Consider the following 16,056-nt stretch of genomic DNA (forward strand, 5'->3'; position numbering starts at 1 on the left):
AAGAATTTCTCCGCGCCTGCTGTCGGCTCGATGGCGGTCAGCCACGAATAGGCCGGAACGAATTTGTTGCGGCGCCGTTCTCTTGGTCAGCAACCAAGGGAGCCACTTCATGGCCGATACCAACAAATCCGACACGCCAGGCATCGACGACATCCAGAAAACCCTGGAAAAGCAGATCGCCGAGCTGCGCAAGGAGATCACCAAGATCAACAAGAGCATTTCGGCGCGGGGCGCGGAAATGCTCGATGATGCCAGCGAGCAGGCTTCGGATTTCTACGAGACGACTGCGGCGCGTGCATCGCGCACGGCACAGCAGCTGCGCAGCCAGGCCCAGGCGGTTTCGGACGTGGCTCGCGAAAACCCGGGCACGACGACCGCCGTGGTCGGCGTCATCGGCCTGCTCGGCTTTCTGGCCGGAATCGCCGTCGGCCAGTCGTTGAGCAACGACACGTCGCGCCGCTGGTACTGAGCGCGCCGGTCTTGAGCCGGCGTTGCCGGCTCCCGTTTCAGGAAATCATTTGAAGGAGGGCTTCATGGCTTCATCCGTGTTGATCGGCATTCTGATCACATTCCTTGTCATCATTCTTGTTCTCTATCTGGTGCAGCGCCTGCCGCTCGACGCCAGGATGCGTCAGATCGTGCAGGTCATCGTCATCATCATCGGCATTATTTCACTGCTCAGATATCTCGCGGTTTTCTAGATCGCGACGGCAGTCCTCAGTGCTTGTTCAAGGCGGCCCGGTCGTTTCCGACCGGGCCGTAATCTTGTTGGGAATGTGGTTCAATCGATTGATATTGCTTACCTTTCGATAAAACGTGCGGCAGGTCTTGCCGTTGTCATGCTCGTTTGACAAAACAGGCGCGCCTCCCGCGGGAGGCGGTATGCGAACGAGGATTTCCCGAATATGAATGTGGCCCAGAACATCGTCGCCGGCCTTGACCGGATACTCACCATGGAACTGGTGCGCGTCACCGAACGGGCCGCGGTGGCGGCCGCCAGGCTGCGCGGCCGCGGCGATGAGAAGGCTGCCGACCAGGTCGCGGTCGACGCCATGCGCCAGGAGCTAAACCGCCTTGCCATCAAGGGCACGGTGGTGATCGGCGAGGGCGAGCGCGACGAGGCACCGATGCTCTATATCGGCGAGGAGGTCGGCACCGGCAAAGGTCCGGCGGTCGACATCGCGCTCGATCCGCTCGAAGGCACGACGATCTGCGCCAAGAACCTGCCCAACGCGCTTGCCGTCATCGCCATTGCCGAAAAGGGCAGCCTGCTGTTCGCGCCCGACGTCTATATGGACAAGATCGCCATTGGTCCGGGCTATGCCGAGGGCGTCATCGACATCGACGCCTCGCCGGCCGAAAACATTGCGAGCCTGGCGCGGGCCAAGGGTGTCGCGGTGTCCGACATCACCACCTGCATCCTCGACCGGCCGCGCCACGCCAAGCTCATCGATGCCGTGCGCGCCACGGGAGCGGCGATCCGGCTGATCGGTGATGGCGACGTCGCCGGCGTCATCCACACAACGGACCCGGAGGAAACCGGCATCGATATCTATCTCGGCACCGGCGGCGCGCCGGAAGGCGTGCTGGCCGCGGCCGCATTGCGCTGCACCGGCGGCCAGATGCAGGGCCGGCTGATCCTTGATACGCCGGAAAAGGTCGCACGCGCGGCGAAGATGGGGATCTCCGACCCGAAGCGGATCTACCATGCGGAAGACATGGCGCGCGGCGACGTGCTGTTTGCCGCCACCGGCGTCACCGACGGCAACATGCTGGCCGGTGTCAAATTCGGCCGTACCTACATCACCACGCACACGATCGTGCTGCGCTCCTCGTCGCGGACCGTGCGCGAGATCAAGGCCCGGCACCAGGATTTGGATAAGTTCTAGACTTGCTTGCGAAGCCGCACCGCAGTTGCTAGCCCTTGGCTGCACCTGAACCCTGGCCGCGCAAGGATTGACGATGAATGCGTTCGACTGGCACGCGGATCCGATCTCGCGCGCCACGCTCGTCACCAAATCCTATCGCAACACCCAGAATGTGCGCCGCTTTTTCACGCGGGAATGCGGCGATGCGTTCAGGTTCGACCGGCCTTTCATGGCCTGGCTCAAGGACGGCCGGGAAAAGACGATGGGGGACGCCGCAGACGAATGGATCCGGCGTCAGGCTGAAAAGCGGAAAGCGTAGTTTTTCTTGAATTTTCCAGCGACGCCACCCGCCGCGAACCGATTGGCTTTGCCCGCCTTTGGCCCTAAAGCGCGTCGCGTTCAGGCGACGGGATTCAGGCTGTTGTTTGTCCATGCCGTTATCTCAAAACCGCTGCACACTTTTTGGGCGATATGCACTATCCTGCGGCCAACCATGAATTGGCAAAGCGCATGATGGGGGACAGGCGCCTCTTCCTCGATGTCAGGCAGTCGGCAACCGGCCTCTCCTGGGAGCACCGGCTGACCGAGCGGCAGGATATGGTCGCGCTTGCCATCGCGCAGGGCCATGGTGTGCCCGACATCGTCGCGCGCGTGCTTGCCGGACGCGGCGTGACCGCCGATGAGACCGAGCGCTTCCTCGACCCGACGATCCGCGACCTGTTGCCCAATCCAGCCTCGCTGACCGACATGGACAAGGCTGCCACCCGCATCGCCGCGGCAGTGATGGCGAGGGAAAAGGTGGCGATCTTCGGCGACTACGATGTCGACGGCGCAGCCTCGTCCGCCTTGCTGAAGCGATTTTTGGCGCATTTCTCGATACCGTCGGAAATCTATATTCCGGACCGTATCTTCGAGGGTTACGGCCCCAATCCCGATGCCATGCGCGAACTTGTCTCGCGCGGCGCGACGCTTATCGTCACCGTCGATTGCGGCACCAACAGCGCGGTGTCCGTCGATGCGGCCAATGAAGCCGGCGCCGACGTCGTGGTGCTCGACCATCATCAGGTCGGCGGTGCGTTGCCGGCGGCAATTGCCGTCGTCAATCCAAATCGTGACGACGATCTTTCCGGGCAAGGCCGTCTCTGTGCCGCCGGTGTCGTCTTCCTCACCTTGGTGCAGACCGCAAAAGTCCTGCGTGGCCTCAGCGATGTCGCGCCGCCCGACCTGCTTTCGCTGCTTGACCTGGTGGCGCTCGCCACCGTTTGTGACGTGGTGCCGCTCACCGGCGTCAACCGTGCCTTCGTCGTCAAAGGGCTGCAAATGGCCCGCCAGCAGAAGAACGAGGGGTTGGCCGCCCTGGCGCGGGTGTCGCGCATTGGCGAGCCGATCAGCACCTTTCATCTCGCCTATCTGATCGGGCCGCGCATCAATGCCGGCGGGCGCATCGGCGATGCGGCGCTCGGCAGCCGGCTGCTGGCGACGGACGATCCGGTCGAGGCGCGGACCATCGCCGAGACGCTCGACCGGCTGAACCAGGAGCGACAGCTGATGGAGCAGGAGATGCTGGCTGCGGCGCGTGCCGAGGCCGATGCCGAGCTCGCCGGTGGCAACGGCCCGGCGATTGTCGTCACCGCCAGCAACAATTGGCATCCCGGCATTGTCGGCCTGCTCGCGTCACGATTGAAAGATCACGCGCGGCGGCCGGCTTTCGCCATTGCCTTCAACGCTGTGGGCATCGGTACCGGTTCGGGCCGTTCGGTGTCGGGCTTCGATCTCGGCCGGCTGGTGCGCGAGGCCGCCGATGCCGGGTTGATCGTCAAGGGCGGCGGCCATGGCATGGCGGCCGGCATCACCGTGGAGCGCGCCAGGCTGGGCGAGCTCAGGGCGTTTTTCGAGGAGCGGGCTGCGGCCGACGTGTTTCGGCTGCAGGACGAAGAAAGCCTGGCGATCGACGGCGCGCTTGCCGCCGAAGGCGCTACGCTGAGCCTGCTCGACGCGCTGGAAAAGGCCGGCCCTTTCGGCGCTGGCCACGTCGCGCCGGTCTTCGTGCTGCCGCGTCATAAGCTGGCCGACGCCCGGCCGGTCGGCACCAACCACATACGCTGCGAATTGCAGTCGGACAGCGGCGGCCGAATCCAGGCGATCGCCTTTCGCGCCGTCGATACGGTGCTTGGTGAATTCCTGTTCAAGAACCGGGGCAAGACCGTGCATGTGGCCGGCTCGCTGTCGGCCAATCACTGGAACGGCAACCGCACGGTGCAATTCCGCATTGTCGATGCGGCGCGGGCGTAGAGGGTGGCTGGCTAAGCCAGAACGGTCTGCAGCCGGGTCAGTTCGCCGATCTGCGCCATTGTTGCCTGGTAGCCGAGCTGGATCGCCTCGTCGGCACGGTGGAATTCGGTGAGGCCGATATGGCTGAGTTTCGGCTGCAGCGACATATCAGGTGGATCGCCCGCCAGCCTGGCGCGCGAGATGCGGTCCTGGATGATGTTGAAGGCCTCGACCATGACGCCGGTGATGCCGAGGCGGCTCTGATGCGACTGGTGCTCGGCGTCGACACGGCCGGGGCGCGGCGCGTCCTTTTCGACAACCAGTTCGCCGGCGCTGTGCTTGATCACGGCGGCGCGGCCGAACAGATCGTAGTGAAGGTTGACCGCCACGACGAGCGGCTGCTCGTAGGCACGGCAAACCGATACCGGCACCGGATTGACCAGCGCGCCGTCGACCAGCACACGGCCGTTGCAGCTCACCGGCTCGAACACGCCAGGCAGTGCGTAGGATGCGCGCATGGCCGTGATCAGCGAACCGCTCGACAGCCAGATCTCGTGGCCGGTGCGGATTTCCGACGCGACGCAGACGAAGGGGTTGGGCAGGTCCTCGAAACGGATGCCGTTCACATGTTCGCGCAGACGGGCGTCTAGCTTCATGCCGCCGAACAGGCCGCTGCCGCGCAGATTGAGATCGAGCAAGCCGAAAATGCGCCGCTTGGTCAGGCTGCGTGCAAACTCTTCCAACGCATCCAGTTTGCCGGCGAGATAACAGCCGCCGACCAGCGCGCCGATCGAGGTGCCGGCGATCATCGAAACTTCGATGCCCGCTTCATCCAGCGCGCGCAGCACGCCGATATGAGCCCAGCCCCTGGCGCAACCACCGCCCAAAGCGAGCGAAATGCCTGTTTTCTTGGAAGATTTCGTTTCGGGTGCGCCGCCGGAAGAGGTCAGGCCGTTGGCCTCCCTGACATCCGGTCTGCTTCGCAATGACGCCCACTCGAGCATCACGATCTCCCTTGTCCCAAAGCTAATATACGGACGGGCCGTATCGAAATGATGAATCTGTGTGGTTGCTGTGAAGTAGAAGGTTCAAGCTGATGGTTTCCGATACGTGATTTCCGCATCGAACAGCGGCTTGCTGCCGTCGTCAAGAAGCGTCCCCTTGCCGTCGACAAGCCCCACCGTCCGATAAAAGCATGAACGCCGGCCGGTGTGACAGGTTGCGTCGTGGCCCAACACTTTGACGCGCAGCCACAATGCGTCCTGGTCGCAGTCGGTGCGCATCTCGACGATGTGCTGGAAATTGCCCGACGTCTCGCCCTTTTTCCAGAGCGCGTTGCGCGAGCGCGACCAGTAGTGGGCGATGCCCGTTTCCAAGGTCAGCGCCAATGCCTGCGCATTCATATGCGCGACCATCAGGAGCATGCCGTCTTCGGCATCGGTGACGACGACGGTGACGAGGCCGGCGGCGTCAAAGCGCGGTGACAACACCGCGCCTTCTTCCAAGGCCTTCTTGTCTGATGGAGCTTTCGGAAATTCCAGTGCCGACATCGCCGGTCTATTTTCCTGTTGACCGTGATGCCGGTGACGGGCTTACGCCCCGCCACGCACCATGGTGACAAAACGAACTTGCTCTTCGGGCGTATCCTTGAAGACGCCGGTGAAGGTGGAGGTGAGCGTGGTGGAACCCTGCTTGCGGATACCGCGCATGGCCATGCACATATGCTCGGCCTCGATCATGACGGCGACGCCGCGGGGGTTGAGCACGTCCTGGATGACACCGGCGATCTGCGCGGTCAGCGCCTCCTGCGTCTGCAGGCGATGGGCGAAGATATCGACGACGCGCGCGATCTTCGACAGGCCGACCACCTTGCCATCCGGCAGATAACCGACATGCGCCTTGCCGATGATCGGCACCATGTGGTGCTCGCAATGCGAATGAAACTGGATATCCTTGACGATGACCAGATCGTCGTAGCCGGCGACCTCCTCGAAGGTGCGGCCGAGTTCGTCGGCCGGGCACATGTCGTAGCCGCCGAACATTTCGCGGTAGGCCTTGGCCACGCGCTTGGGCGTGTCGATCAGCCCTTCGCGGTCCGGATTGTCGCCGGTCCAGCGCAGCAATGTGCGCACGGCGGCCTCGACTTCGGCTTCGCTCGGCCGGTCGGTGACCGGCTTTTCCATGTAGGCGGACTGGGGCATGAATTTCTTGATGACGGCATCCATAAAAGGCGTCTCCCGTAGTTCCTCTCCAAGGAGGAACGAGTTGAACGGACCACGACCTTTCGGTGTCGGAAACTCGCCCCGTTTCCAGCCCCGTAAGCGGCGTGAACTTCCCGGCCAGGACAGTGGCGCTCATCGCCTTGTCGTTACCGGACTGCCCGCATTATATAAGGTCGTAGCGAGCGAAAGGAAGACGCAACAGCGGCAATCGCTGTTCGCTTGGCGGCGACGGATTGGAAAATAATGATCAACGATGTCTACAACGCGAAAATTCTCGGCTTTGCCGGAAATATCGCCCGCATCGGCCGGCTCGATCATCCTGACGCGACCGCCAAGGCGCATTCCAAGCTTTGCGGTTCGACCGTTACCGTCGATCTCAAGATGGCGGACGGCGTGGTCACCGACTTCGCTCATGACGTGAAGGCATGCGCGCTCGGCCAAGCGTCGTCTTCGATTATGGCGCAGCATGTCGTCGGCGCGAGTGCCGAGGAATTGCGCGCGGTGCGCGACACCATGCTGAAGATGCTGAAGGAGAACGGCGCGCCGCCGGAAGGCCGCTTCGCCGACCTGAAGTACCTTGAGCCGGTGCGCGACTACAAGGCACGCCATGCCTCGACCATGCTGACCTTCGACGCCGTGGTCGACGCCATCGGCCAGATCGAAAAGAAGCGCGCCGAAGAAGCGGCTTAGACTTCGCCGTCTGCTGATCCCGCGCAGAGCTCTTCGACAAGCCAGTCCACAAAAATCTCCGCCTGTCGGCTAAGGCGCTGGAAGTCAGGGGCGACAAGCCAGTACGCGCCGTAGGGGACTTCCACTTCGAAGGGACGGACCAAGAGACCCGCTCGAAGATCGGCGCCGTTCAGGATGCGGTCGCCCAAAGCGACGCCGTGGCCGAGTTTCGCGGCCTGCATGGCCAGCGCGGCATCCGTGTAAAGCGGTCCTCTCTGGAGGGCGAGATCTGGCAGGCCCATTGCCTGAAACCAGCTCGCCCAGCCATCGCGATTGAAGTCGTGGAGCAAGGTGTAATGCCGCAGGTCAGCCGGTGATGTCAGGGGAGCGCCCGAGGCGAGTAACCCCGATGCCAGGACTGGCGTCACCAGCACGTCGACCAGATGCCGCGCCTCGGTGCGTGGCCAGGACCGCGTATGCGCTCCGTATCGAATCGCGATTTCCGCTTCGTGTCCACGAAACTCTATGAGCCGCGAGTCCGCGTCGACTGAAATGTCGATCTCAGGGTGGCGTTGCTGGAAGGAATTGAGCCGCTGTATCAGAAATTCGCCCGCAAAGGACGGCTCGACGCTGACCCGCAACGGGCTCTGAGCCGGCTTGCTGATGATTTCCGACAGCCGACGGTCGATGTCGTCAAAGCTGGTGGTCAATTGACTGAGCAGAGTTTGCCCGGTTTCTGTCAGTTCGACCCTGCGGTGAAGCCGTTCGAACAGCGGCCTGCCGACCAGAGTTTCCAATTCCCTTATCTGCCGGCTGATCGCCGCCTGGGAGACGAAAAGCTCCTCGGCGGCCCGGCTGAAGCTCAGCTGTCGGCCGGCCGCCTCAAAACTCCTCAATGCCGTCAACGGCAGGCGCCCGCGCTTCATTTTCGCATAATCCAAGGTTATCCGAAGCGGAAATTATACTCGTTTGAAGGCCAAGGCCAGCGGCGGTCTAATCGCGTCAAAGGAGACGCGACCATGATGCAGTTCCTGAACATTTTTGGCGATGTCATACGGATCGCAACGTTCCAATGGCGCGACGACAGGCACCATGCAAAGCGCAGCGAGGAGCCGGCCGGCCCCGGCCGCTGGGCGCCTTCTGCCGACAGGCAGCCGTTTCGCCGCTCCCGCCCATGGCAACACGGCGGATAAGGGCGGAGGGATTGCGTTCTACCGGCGAAGCTCACATCTATCGCGGGGAAGAACGCGATACGGAGACTGCGGTGCACGACCTGCATGGGCATGCCCACACTGCCAGGCCGCCGGGGCGCGGCCGCAACTGGCCTGGCCCATGGCGCAAGACGCCAGGCCGTCTGCTCGGCACGTCGTTCGTGCGTCTCTACCAGCTGACGCTGTCCGGTTTTGTCGGCAATTCCTGCCGGCATCTGCCAACCTGTTCCGAATACGCGCATGAGGCGATTGCCCGCCATGGCCTGTGGGCCGGCGGCTGGATGGGGTTTTTCCGCGTGCTGCGCTGTGGACCGTTCGGCACGCATGGCATCGATCTGGTGCCGGAAGTGCTGGCCGATCGTTATGTCTGGTTCATGCCGTGGCGGTACTGGCGGATCGGCCGCAAGCGCGCCGAAACGAAGACCTGATTGCGCTGGTCACGCCCCGGATGGCAGTGCGTGTTTACGATCCGGTAGGGTTAACGCAAGCCTGCACAAAGACTGCGCATTTGAGACAAAATCGAGACAAGAGACCTCGCTAAGCCCGCTCGCGAACACCCTTTCTGGAGCGAGCATCAATGCGTAACATCGACCGTCTTCCCTTTATCCTGGCTGGAGTCCTGTTCCTGCTCGCCTGGCTGCTGGGGTTCCCGATGCGTGCGCAATCGGCGCCGCTGGGGGATGTGCAGTGCACGCTGATCGCCGATGCGGCGAGCGGCAAGACGCTTTACCAGGACGGCACCTGCGACCAGCGCTTCAGCCCGGCTTCGACGTTCAAGGTGCCGCTTTCGCTGATCGGCTATGACGCCGGGATCCTGAGCGACGAGCACACGCCGAGCTGGGATTACAAGCCGGAATTCAATGCGGTGAAGCGGGATCAGAAGACCGTCGATCCGGTGATCTGGGAACGCGATTCGATTATCTGGTTCTCCCGGGAGATTACGCGACAGCTCGGCAGCGAAAAGTTTGCCGGCTATGTCTCGAAACTCGACTACGGCAACAATGACGTTTCCGGCAATCCCGGCAAGAATGACGGCCTGACCCATTCCTGGGTGAATTCCTCGCTCAAGATCACACCGGTCGAGCAGGTCGATTTCCTGCGCAAGCTGCTGGCCCGCAAACTGCCGGTCTCGGCCAAGGCCTATGACATGACATTAGCCATCATACCGACATTCCAGGCCGGCGGCTGGACGGTGCAAGGCAAGACCGGCAGCACGAGGTTGGCCAACGATGCCGACAAGATCAGGGACAAGCGCTCGCTCGGCTGGTTCGTCGGCTGGGCGAAAAAGGACGGTCAGCAGATCGTCTTCGCACGCCTGGTTGTCGATGCCACCCGCACCGACATGCCAAAGGGCCTCAAGACGCGGGCGGCGTTTCTGAAAGACCTGCCGCTGCTGGTGAAGTAGCCCGGTCAGGCGGTTCGGCGGGCGCGGATGATGTGGCCGCCGGAATTGGCCGTCGTCCCGTTCGGCGCCCCGGAAAAGCGAGCGGCGATATCGCCGCTCTCGATGTCTTCGATCTCATCGAAGCCGAGCTTCTCCATGGATTTCGCCAGCTCGGCCGGAACAAAGAAGCTGATCCATGGCTCCCCGACAGAAGCGACGCGCGCCGCATGGAAGGTGAGCGCTGCCTGTCCCGCCGCGTCGCGGTTCTCCGCCGGTTCGCTGTAGTCGAACACGACCTCCGAGCCGGGGACGCCGGCTATCCAGGACAGCGTGTTGAAGATCGCTTCCTTCGTTAGATAGGGCACGACCCCCAGCCACATGAAGAAGCTCGGCGCGGTCGACTGTAAGCCGGCCGCGGCCAGTTGCGCGGACAGGCTCTGCCGCTCGAAATCGACCGGCACGAATCTGGTGGCGGCCGGCTCGGCGAGACCGCTATCGGCAATGCATTTGCGCTTCCAGGCTTGCGTGGCCGGGTGGTCGACTTCAAACACGCTGAGATCCGCATAAGGATTGCGCAGCGAAAACGTGTCGAGGCCAGCGCCAAGCACGACGAGTTGGCGGACACCGCGACGCACCGCCGCCGCCAGCCAGTCCTCGGCGAAGCGGGCGCGCGCCGCCACGAACAGGCGCATGCGCCGGCGGCGCTCGTCCTCCTGCTCAAGCTCCTGTGCCGCGGGAGCAGCTTCACCCAGAATCGCGATCGCGTAGGGATCGCGAAACAGCCCTGCCTGCGGTGAGAACTGATGCAAAGCCCTCATGCGGGCGACGCTGAGGGCGGTTCGGCTGGGTGTAGCGTCTTCCATATCGACAATTCCAGGCTATTGCGGAGATATTCGCAAGCCTGGGCGACGGGCCTGCGACATCCCTGCCGACATTTCCTGACGGCCAGGCCAATCAGTGCTCTTTACCTGGCCCGGCACTGCCTCTAAAACCCGCCCGCTGCCGGATGCATCCGGCTTACTTGTGGATGTCGCAACCCCAAAGCCGCCATACACTTTTGGGTGACATGCATTTTCAACCACCCGCGCTCGTTTGCGGGACTGGATAGGAGAACCTTATGCTGAATTCCGTTTCCCTGACATTTCCCGATGGCTCCGTCCGCGACTACGATGCGGCGATGACCGGTGCCGGCCTTGCCGAATCGATCTCGAAGTCGCTGGCCAAGAAGGCCGTGGCCTACGCCATCGACGGCACCGTGCGCGACCTCAGCGACCCGCTCGGCAAGTCCGGCAAGGTCGAGATCATCACCCGCGACGATGCGCGCGCCCTTGAGCTTATCCGCCACGACACTGCGCACGTGCTGGCGGAAGCCGTGCAGGAATTGTGGCCGGGGACGCAGGTGACCATCGGGCCGGTGATCGAGAACGGATTCTATTACGACTTCGCCCGCAACGAGCCGTTCACACCGGACGACTTTCCGGTGATCGAAAAGAAGATGCGCGAGATCATCGCGCGCAACAAGCCGTTCACCAAGGAGGTCTGGTCGCGCGACAAGGCCAAGAAGGTCTTCGCCGACAAGGGCGAGCGCTACAAGCTCGAGCTGATCGACGCCATCCCCGAGGATCAGGATCTCAAGATCTACGCTCAGGGCGACTGGTTCGATCTCTGCCGTGGCCCGCACATGGCCTCGACCGGCCAGATCGGCAACGCCTTCAAGCTGATGAAGGTGGCCGGCGCCTATTGGCGCGGCGATTCGAACAACCCGATGCTGACGCGCATCTACGGCACCGCCTGGGCCGACCAGGCGCAGCTCGATGCCTACCAGACGATGCTGGAAGAGGCCGAGAAGCGTGACCACCGCAAGCTTGGCCGCGAGATGGATCTCTTCCATTTCCAGGAAGAGGGACCGGGCGTCGTCTTCTGGCACGCCAAGGGCTGGAAGATGTTCCAGAACCTGGTCAACTACATGCGCCGCCGCCTCGACGAGCAGGGCTACCAAGAGGTCAACGCGCCGCAGGTGCTCGACAAGAGCCTGTGGGAGACGTCAGGCCATTGGGGCTGGTACCGCGACGCCATGTTCAAGGTGACGGTCGCCGGCGACGACACCGACGACGACCGGGTCTTCGCGCTGAAGCCGATGAACTGCCCGGGCCATGTGCAGATTTTCAAGCATGGGTTGAAATCATATCGCGATCTGCCCGTAAAACTTGCGGAATTCGGCAATGTGCATCGCTACGAACCGTCGGGCGCGTTGCACGGGCTGATGCGCGTGCGCGGCTTCACGCAGGATGATGCGCATATCTTCTGCACCGAGGAGCAATTGGCGTCGGAATGCCTGCGCATTAATGATCTTATCCTGTCGACCTATGCCGATTTCGGCTTCGACGAAATCAGCGTCAAGCTGTCGACGCGGCCCGACAAGCGTGTCGGCACCGACGAGGCCTGGGATCATGCAGAGGCGATCATGGGCAACGTTCTGGAGACGATCCGGACGCGGTCGGGCAACCGGATCAAGACCTCTATCAATCCGGGCGAGGGCGCCTTTTATGGGCCGAAGTTCGAATATGTGCTCAAGGACGCCATCGGGCGCGAATGGCAGTGCGGCACGACGCAGGTCGACTTCAACCTGCCGGAACGCTTCGGTGCCTTCTACATCGGCTCGGATTCGGAGAAGAAGCAGCCTGTCATGGTGCATCGCGCCATCTGCGGTTCGATGGAGCGTTTCCTCGGCATCCTGATCGAGAACTATTCCGGCCATTTTCCGCTGTGGTTCGCGCCGCTGCAGGTGGTGGTGGCAACGATCACCTCGGAGGCGGACGGCTATGCGACCGAAGTGGTGGCAAAGCTGAAGGCCGCCGGGCTGCTGGCGGAAGCCGATCTGCGCAACGAGAAGATCAACTACAAGGTCCGCGAACACTCGCTGGCCAAGGTGCCGGTCATCCTCGTCTGCGGCAAACGCGAGGCGGAGGAGCAGACGGTCAATATCCGCCGGCTCGGCTCGCGCGACCAGGAATCGCTTGGCCTTGCCGAAGCGATTGCGCAACTGACCGAAGAGGCCGTGACGCCGGACCGCAGGCGCAAACGCGCTGCCTGATCCGCATAGTTCCCAGGAATGGCGGTGGAGCGATCCACCGCCGTTTTCATATTCCTGTCACGCCGATCTTGTAACGAGCCCCTATGCTCAAGCTGAAATTGCGCGAAAAACCGTTTCCCGAGCTTTCCTATGCCAATCCGCGACAGCCGGCGCTGACGCGCTGGGTCATCCATTCCATTGAAGGCCTGTCGGGGCGCGACCGCTATGCCGTGCTCTACGACTTCTGGCGCCGCCAGGTGGTGCCATCAGGCGAGCGCGTGTTCAGCCGCATGCTCGACCTGATCGATGTGCGGATACGCACCCCCGACCAATGGCCGCCCGCGCCATTGCCGGACACGCCGCTGGTGATTGTGGCCAACCATCCGTTCGGCATTGGCGACGGCATCGCCGTGCTGTCGCTGGTGGAGCAATTGGGGCGGCCCTTCCGGGTGATGATCCACAAGGATCTGCTCAAGATCCGCGAGATGGAGCCCTATTCGCTGCCGATCGACTTTTCCGAGACCAAGGAAGCGCTGAAGAACAACATGGCCGTCCGCCACGAGGCGGTGCGGCTGCTGAAGGAAGGCGTCACCATCGTGGTGTTTCCGGCCGGCGGCGTCGCCACCGCGCCGAAAGGCTTTGGCAGGGCGCGCGACCTGCCATGGAAGATGTTTCCGGCACGCCTGGTCCAGGATGCCAAGGCGTCCGTCATTCCGATGCATTTTTCCGGACAGAACGGCAGGCTGTTCCATCTGGTGAGCGGGCCGATGAACATGGCCGAACGCGACGGCCGCGTCGCCAAATTCGTCGGCAAGGCTTCGCTGACACTGCGCCTTTCGATGCTCATCCACGAATTCGCGCGGCTGTCCGGCAAGGCGATCGACGTGCGCGTCGGCGAGGTGCTGAGCTGGAGCGAACTCGAGCCGCTGCGCGACCGCAAGCTGTTGCTGGAGCGCCTTTACCGCGGTGTATTCGACCTGGCGCCGCAAGTGCCGCGCCGCCGCATTCCGTTCCTGCCGGCGCGGGCGAAACTGGCAGCCTAAGGCTAATCCGCGCCTTCTTCCGGATCCATCGCCGCCGCTTCGGTGGCGAGAACCTCGATCTCCTGGTTCTGTCCGGCCACGACCGTGAAATCCTTCTGGTAGATGCGGTCGCGGTTCTTGGCGATGATGGTGTAGTCGCCTTCGGCGAGCACCATCGAGGCGAAGGCGCCGACAGTCTCCTTGATCGGATCGCCGGATTCGTTGAGCAGCGACCAGGAGGTGTCGGCGATGGCTTCGCCACCGGCTTCGCGCACCAGCTTCATGGTGATCTCGGCGGCGTGATGCTCGACGGTGGCTTCGGTCAGCTTGCCGGCCTCGACGCGGATGTCGGAGCGGATCACCGCGTTGACCGCGCCATAGGTCGAGACGACATGGTAGATGCCGGCATTGAGCCGCACGACGCTGTTCGGCTCGACATCGGGAATGATCAGCGCGCGGTCGCCATTGGCCTCGGCGGTGCCCTCATAGATCGAAAAGCGGAGTTTTTTCGGCGGGATGCGCACGCCGCCGGACAGGACCGCGTCGAGCTTCAAACCGCCGGCATCGAGCACCAGGCTTTCGCGCTTGGCTTCCTTGCCGACAGTGATGCGCTTGGTGGCGCCGGCGCGGCCATAGGAGGCGTGGACCAGATAGCTGCCGGGCTCGAGCTGAAAGACGGCGCTGCCGCCATGGGCGGAGGCGACCATCGGCAATTTGCCGTTGACGGCTTCAGGCTTGAAGACACGCCAGACGAGGCCGCGGGTGATGTCGGTGCCTTTGTCGGTCAGCTGGGCCGACAAGGTGATGGAGCCACCGCCGCCAAGCGCCAGCGGGGTTTCGCTCTTGGGCGTCGCATAGCTCGAAATTCCGGGAAGTTTCAGGTCGCCGACGCCGTCCTTTTGCTGCGCAGCAGCCATGGAGACCGGCAGCAGGAACAGCGCGGCGCAAAGCCAGACCAGGAAAAGACGCAGTCGCCCCTCAAACATGCCTTGCGTTGAAGCCCATGGCGGTGGCAATTTCAAGGCTTAAGAGTCCAATCCCTGACTCTTCCGCCCGGCGCTTGCGCGCCTTTGCCCGAGCCGCCCGAATTCCCGATGGTGCGCTTCAGCTCAAAACAGAGTGTTTAGGAGACTAGCGCCCATGGCGTCGCCGATCATCGACTTCCTGCTGACCCGAAATTCAGCGCCGATTCCGGACCTCAAGGAGCCGGCCCCCAGCGACGCCGATATCGCAATGATGATCGCTGCTGCAGCGCGCGTGCCGGACCATGGCCGGCTCGAGCCGTGGCGCTTCATCCTCTATCGCGGCGACGCTCGCATCGAGATCGGCAAAAAGCTGGCGGCGCTTGCCGAACAGCGGGAAGGACCGCTGCCCGAAGGCCGCAGGAACCAGGAACTGGCGCGCTTTTCGCGCGCGCCGCTGGTGATCGGCGTGGTGTCGGTGCCGAAGGAGAACCCCAAGATCCCACAATGGGAGATGTTCCTGTCCGGCGGCATGGCGGCGATGAACCTGATGATTGCTGCCAACGCGCTGGGCTATGGCACCAACATGATCAGCAACTGGTATTCCGACGTGCCGGAGGGCAGGGCGATCCTCGGACTGGCGCCGCAGGAGCGCGTCGTCGGTTTCGTCCATATCGGCTCTTATGCCGGCCCGGCGCCGGAGCGGCCACGGCCGGATCCGGCAAAGCTCTACGCCGATTACTCAGGACCTTGGGCGGGCTGAATGTTCTACGAGCCGTCCAAGGGGCACGGGCTGCCGCACGATCCGTCGAAGGCGATCGTGGCACCGCGCCCGATCGGCTGGATATCGACGCTGAACGGAGCGGGCGAGATCAATCTGGCGCCATACTCCTTCTTCAATGCCGTTTCGACGCGGCCCTTCATCGTCTGGTTCTCCTCGGAGGGCGAGAAGGACAGCGCGTCCTTCGCCCAGGAGACCGGCGAGTTCGTTGCCAATCTGGTCAGCCGCGATCTGGCGGAGAAGATGAATTACACGTCCGTCAACGCGCCGCGTGGCGTCAACGAGTTCGTCTATGCCGATCTCGCCATGGCGCCGTCGCGTCTCGTCAAGCCGCCGCGCGTGGCGGCAGCGCCTGCCGCGCTGGAATGCCGGGTGACGGAGGTCTTTCGACCAAAGGCGCTGGACGGAACACCGACGAGCGCCGTTGTCGTTGCCGGCGAAGTGGTCGGCGTGCACATTGACGATGCTTTCCTGACGGACGGCCTGTTCGACATCACCAAGGCCGGCAATGTGGCTCGTCTCGGCTATATGGATTATGCCAGCGTCAGCGAGGTGTTTTCGATGCGGCGGCCACGCTGGGGCAAGGAATAGGC

19 protein-coding genes are annotated in these 16,056 nt (G+C 63.0%); 13 read left to right on the forward strand and 6 right to left on the reverse strand.

Annotated elements, in window-relative coordinates; translation table 11 throughout:
* Positions 1 to 109: 109 nt before the first annotated feature.
* The 5 genes from JN279_RS21030 to recJ all read left to right on the forward strand — a co-directional run bounded on the left by JN279_RS21030 (position 110) and on the right by recJ (position 4,160).
* Positions 110 to 469 (forward strand): hypothetical protein, encoded by a 360-nt coding sequence (locus JN279_RS21030; RefSeq protein WP_096446630.1) that lies wholly within the window; start codon positions 110 to 112, stop codon positions 467 to 469.
* 64 nt (positions 470 to 533) lie between these two features.
* Entirely contained in the window at positions 534 to 701 is a 168-nt protein-coding gene (locus JN279_RS21035; RefSeq protein WP_080643948.1) for a Thivi_2564 family membrane protein, read from the forward strand.
* Between the two features lie 204 nt (positions 702 to 905).
* Complete coding sequence (glpX, locus tag JN279_RS21040) at positions 906 to 1,889, forward strand: class II fructose-bisphosphatase (protein WP_096446628.1); 984 nt, start codon at positions 906 to 908, stop codon at positions 1,887 to 1,889.
* Between the two features lie 73 nt (positions 1,890 to 1,962).
* A complete protein-coding gene (locus tag JN279_RS21045) occupies positions 1,963 to 2,187 on the forward strand; it encodes a DUF6434 domain-containing protein (RefSeq protein WP_096446626.1) in 225 nt (74 codons plus the stop codon).
* 191 nt (positions 2,188 to 2,378) lie between these two features.
* On the forward strand, positions 2,379 to 4,160 hold the full coding sequence (gene recJ / locus JN279_RS21050) for a single-stranded-DNA-specific exonuclease RecJ (protein WP_096457374.1): 1,782 nt from the start codon (positions 2,379 to 2,381) through the stop codon (positions 4,158 to 4,160).
* Positions 4,161 to 4,171: 11 nt separating this feature from the next.
* Here the strand turns inward: recJ and JN279_RS21055 are convergent, their stop codons facing one another.
* From JN279_RS21055 to folE, 3 genes are all read right to left on the reverse strand, one after another.
* Positions 4,172 to 5,143: a patatin family protein gene (locus JN279_RS21055; RefSeq protein ID WP_202350140.1), complete on the reverse strand. Its 972-nt coding sequence runs from the start codon at positions 5,141 to 5,143 to the stop codon at positions 4,172 to 4,174.
* Between the two features lie 84 nt (positions 5,144 to 5,227).
* Positions 5,228 to 5,689 (reverse strand): phosphoribosyl-AMP cyclohydrolase, encoded by a 462-nt coding sequence (gene hisI / locus JN279_RS21060; RefSeq protein ID WP_202350141.1) that lies wholly within the window; start codon positions 5,687 to 5,689, stop codon positions 5,228 to 5,230.
* 42 nt (positions 5,690 to 5,731) lie between these two features.
* The gene (folE, locus tag JN279_RS21065) at positions 5,732 to 6,364 is read right to left on the reverse strand and encodes a GTP cyclohydrolase I FolE (protein ID WP_096446620.1); all 633 of its coding nucleotides are present in this window, start codon (positions 6,362 to 6,364) and stop codon (positions 5,732 to 5,734) included.
* A 240-nt stretch (positions 6,365 to 6,604) separates the two neighbouring features.
* Here folE and JN279_RS21070 point away from each other — a divergent pair, with 240 nt between their 5' ends.
* Entirely contained in the window at positions 6,605 to 7,051 is a 447-nt protein-coding gene (locus tag JN279_RS21070) for an iron-sulfur cluster assembly scaffold protein (RefSeq protein ID WP_096446618.1), read from the forward strand.
* Here JN279_RS21070 and JN279_RS21075 read toward each other — a convergent pair.
* Positions 7,048 to 7,956 (reverse strand): LysR substrate-binding domain-containing protein, encoded by a 909-nt coding sequence (locus tag JN279_RS21075; RefSeq protein WP_202350142.1) that lies wholly within the window; start codon positions 7,954 to 7,956, stop codon positions 7,048 to 7,050. The genes JN279_RS21070 and JN279_RS21075 overlap by 4 nt on opposite strands.
* Before the next feature lie 93 nt (positions 7,957 to 8,049).
* On the opposite strand from JN279_RS21075, the gene JN279_RS21080 reads away from it, so the two are divergent.
* From JN279_RS21080 to blaOXA, 3 genes are all read left to right on the forward strand, one after another.
* Positions 8,050 to 8,223, forward strand: coding sequence for a hypothetical protein (locus tag JN279_RS21080; protein ID WP_202350143.1), 174 nt, complete (start codon positions 8,050 to 8,052; stop codon positions 8,221 to 8,223).
* 71 nt (positions 8,224 to 8,294) lie between these two features.
* Positions 8,295 to 8,669 (forward strand): membrane protein insertion efficiency factor YidD, encoded by a 375-nt coding sequence (gene yidD / locus JN279_RS21085; RefSeq protein ID WP_202350144.1) that lies wholly within the window; start codon positions 8,295 to 8,297, stop codon positions 8,667 to 8,669.
* 149 nt (positions 8,670 to 8,818) lie between these two features.
* Complete coding sequence (gene blaOXA / locus JN279_RS21090) at positions 8,819 to 9,646, forward strand: class D beta-lactamase (protein ID WP_202350145.1); 828 nt, start codon at positions 8,819 to 8,821, stop codon at positions 9,644 to 9,646.
* A 5-nt stretch (positions 9,647 to 9,651) separates the two neighbouring features.
* Here the strand turns inward: blaOXA and JN279_RS21095 are convergent, their stop codons facing one another.
* Entirely contained in the window at positions 9,652 to 10,488 is an 837-nt protein-coding gene (locus tag JN279_RS21095) for an SAM-dependent methyltransferase (protein ID WP_202350146.1), read from the reverse strand.
* Between the two features lie 254 nt (positions 10,489 to 10,742).
* Between JN279_RS21095 and thrS the strand changes: the two genes are divergently transcribed.
* The gene (thrS, locus tag JN279_RS21100; protein ID WP_202350147.1) at positions 10,743 to 12,719 is read left to right on the forward strand and encodes a threonine--tRNA ligase; all 1,977 of its coding nucleotides are present in this window, start codon (positions 10,743 to 10,745) and stop codon (positions 12,717 to 12,719) included.
* Between the two features lie 83 nt (positions 12,720 to 12,802).
* Positions 12,803 to 13,741 (forward strand): lysophospholipid acyltransferase family protein, encoded by a 939-nt coding sequence (locus tag JN279_RS21105; protein ID WP_202350148.1) that lies wholly within the window; start codon positions 12,803 to 12,805, stop codon positions 13,739 to 13,741.
* 2 nt (positions 13,742 to 13,743) lie between these two features.
* Here JN279_RS21105 and JN279_RS21110 read toward each other — a convergent pair whose 3' ends face one another.
* Positions 13,744 to 14,706, reverse strand: coding sequence for a hypothetical protein (locus JN279_RS21110; protein ID WP_095199979.1), 963 nt, complete (start codon positions 14,704 to 14,706; stop codon positions 13,744 to 13,746).
* Positions 14,707 to 14,860: 154 nt separating this feature from the next.
* Here JN279_RS21110 and JN279_RS21115 point away from each other — a divergent pair, with 154 nt between their 5' ends.
* Both JN279_RS21115 and JN279_RS21120 read left to right on the forward strand, forming a co-directional pair.
* Positions 14,861 to 15,445: a nitroreductase family protein gene (locus JN279_RS21115; protein ID WP_202350149.1), complete on the forward strand. Its 585-nt coding sequence runs from the start codon at positions 14,861 to 14,863 to the stop codon at positions 15,443 to 15,445.
* The gene (locus tag JN279_RS21120; protein WP_202350150.1) at positions 15,446 to 16,054 is read left to right on the forward strand and encodes a flavin reductase family protein; all 609 of its coding nucleotides are present in this window, start codon (positions 15,446 to 15,448) and stop codon (positions 16,052 to 16,054) included.
* The last annotated feature ends 2 nt before the right edge of the window (positions 16,055 to 16,056 follow it).

This window comes from Mesorhizobium sp. 113-1-2, assembly GCF_016756475.1.
Lineage (GTDB): Bacteria > Pseudomonadota > Alphaproteobacteria > Rhizobiales > Rhizobiaceae > Mesorhizobium > Mesorhizobium loti_C.

What these genes read in the sequence shown, in the direction of transcription:
- JN279_RS21045 (WP_096446626.1), top strand. Translation starts at nt 1,963, where the DNA reads ATGAATGCGTTCGACTGGCACGCGGATCCGATCTCGCGCGCCACGCTC.
- hisI (WP_202350141.1), bottom strand. Translation starts at nt 5,689, where the DNA reads ATGTCGGCACTGGAATTTCCGAAAGCTCCATCAGACAAGAAGGCCTTG.
- blaOXA (WP_202350145.1), top strand. Translation starts at nt 8,819, where the DNA reads ATGCGTAACATCGACCGTCTTCCCTTTATCCTGGCTGGAGTCCTGTTC.
- JN279_RS21035 (WP_080643948.1), top strand. Translation starts at nt 534, where the DNA reads ATGGCTTCATCCGTGTTGATCGGCATTCTGATCACATTCCTTGTCATC.
- glpX (WP_096446628.1), top strand. Translation starts at nt 906, where the DNA reads ATGAATGTGGCCCAGAACATCGTCGCCGGCCTTGACCGGATACTCACC.
- folE (WP_096446620.1), bottom strand. Translation starts at nt 6,364, where the DNA reads ATGGATGCCGTCATCAAGAAATTCATGCCCCAGTCCGCCTACATGGAA.
- JN279_RS21055 (WP_202350140.1), bottom strand. Translation starts at nt 5,143, where the DNA reads ATGCTCGAGTGGGCGTCATTGCGAAGCAGACCGGATGTCAGGGAGGCC.
- JN279_RS21120 (WP_202350150.1), top strand. Translation starts at nt 15,446, where the DNA reads ATGTTCTACGAGCCGTCCAAGGGGCACGGGCTGCCGCACGATCCGTCG.
- JN279_RS21030 (WP_096446630.1), top strand. Translation starts at nt 110, where the DNA reads ATGGCCGATACCAACAAATCCGACACGCCAGGCATCGACGACATCCAG.
- JN279_RS21075 (WP_202350142.1), bottom strand. Translation starts at nt 7,956, where the DNA reads ATGAAGCGCGGGCGCCTGCCGTTGACGGCATTGAGGAGTTTTGAGGCG.
- JN279_RS21105 (WP_202350148.1), top strand. Translation starts at nt 12,803, where the DNA reads ATGCTCAAGCTGAAATTGCGCGAAAAACCGTTTCCCGAGCTTTCCTAT.
- recJ (WP_096457374.1), top strand. Translation starts at nt 2,379, where the DNA reads ATGATGGGGGACAGGCGCCTCTTCCTCGATGTCAGGCAGTCGGCAACC.
- JN279_RS21095 (WP_202350146.1), bottom strand. Translation starts at nt 10,488, where the DNA reads ATGGAAGACGCTACACCCAGCCGAACCGCCCTCAGCGTCGCCCGCATG.
- thrS (WP_202350147.1), top strand. Translation starts at nt 10,743, where the DNA reads ATGCTGAATTCCGTTTCCCTGACATTTCCCGATGGCTCCGTCCGCGAC.
- JN279_RS21110 (WP_095199979.1), bottom strand. Translation starts at nt 14,706, where the DNA reads ATGTTTGAGGGGCGACTGCGTCTTTTCCTGGTCTGGCTTTGCGCCGCG.
- JN279_RS21080 (WP_202350143.1), top strand. Translation starts at nt 8,050, where the DNA reads ATGATGCAGTTCCTGAACATTTTTGGCGATGTCATACGGATCGCAACG.
- JN279_RS21115 (WP_202350149.1), top strand. Translation starts at nt 14,861, where the DNA reads ATGGCGTCGCCGATCATCGACTTCCTGCTGACCCGAAATTCAGCGCCG.
- JN279_RS21070 (WP_096446618.1), top strand. Translation starts at nt 6,605, where the DNA reads ATGATCAACGATGTCTACAACGCGAAAATTCTCGGCTTTGCCGGAAAT.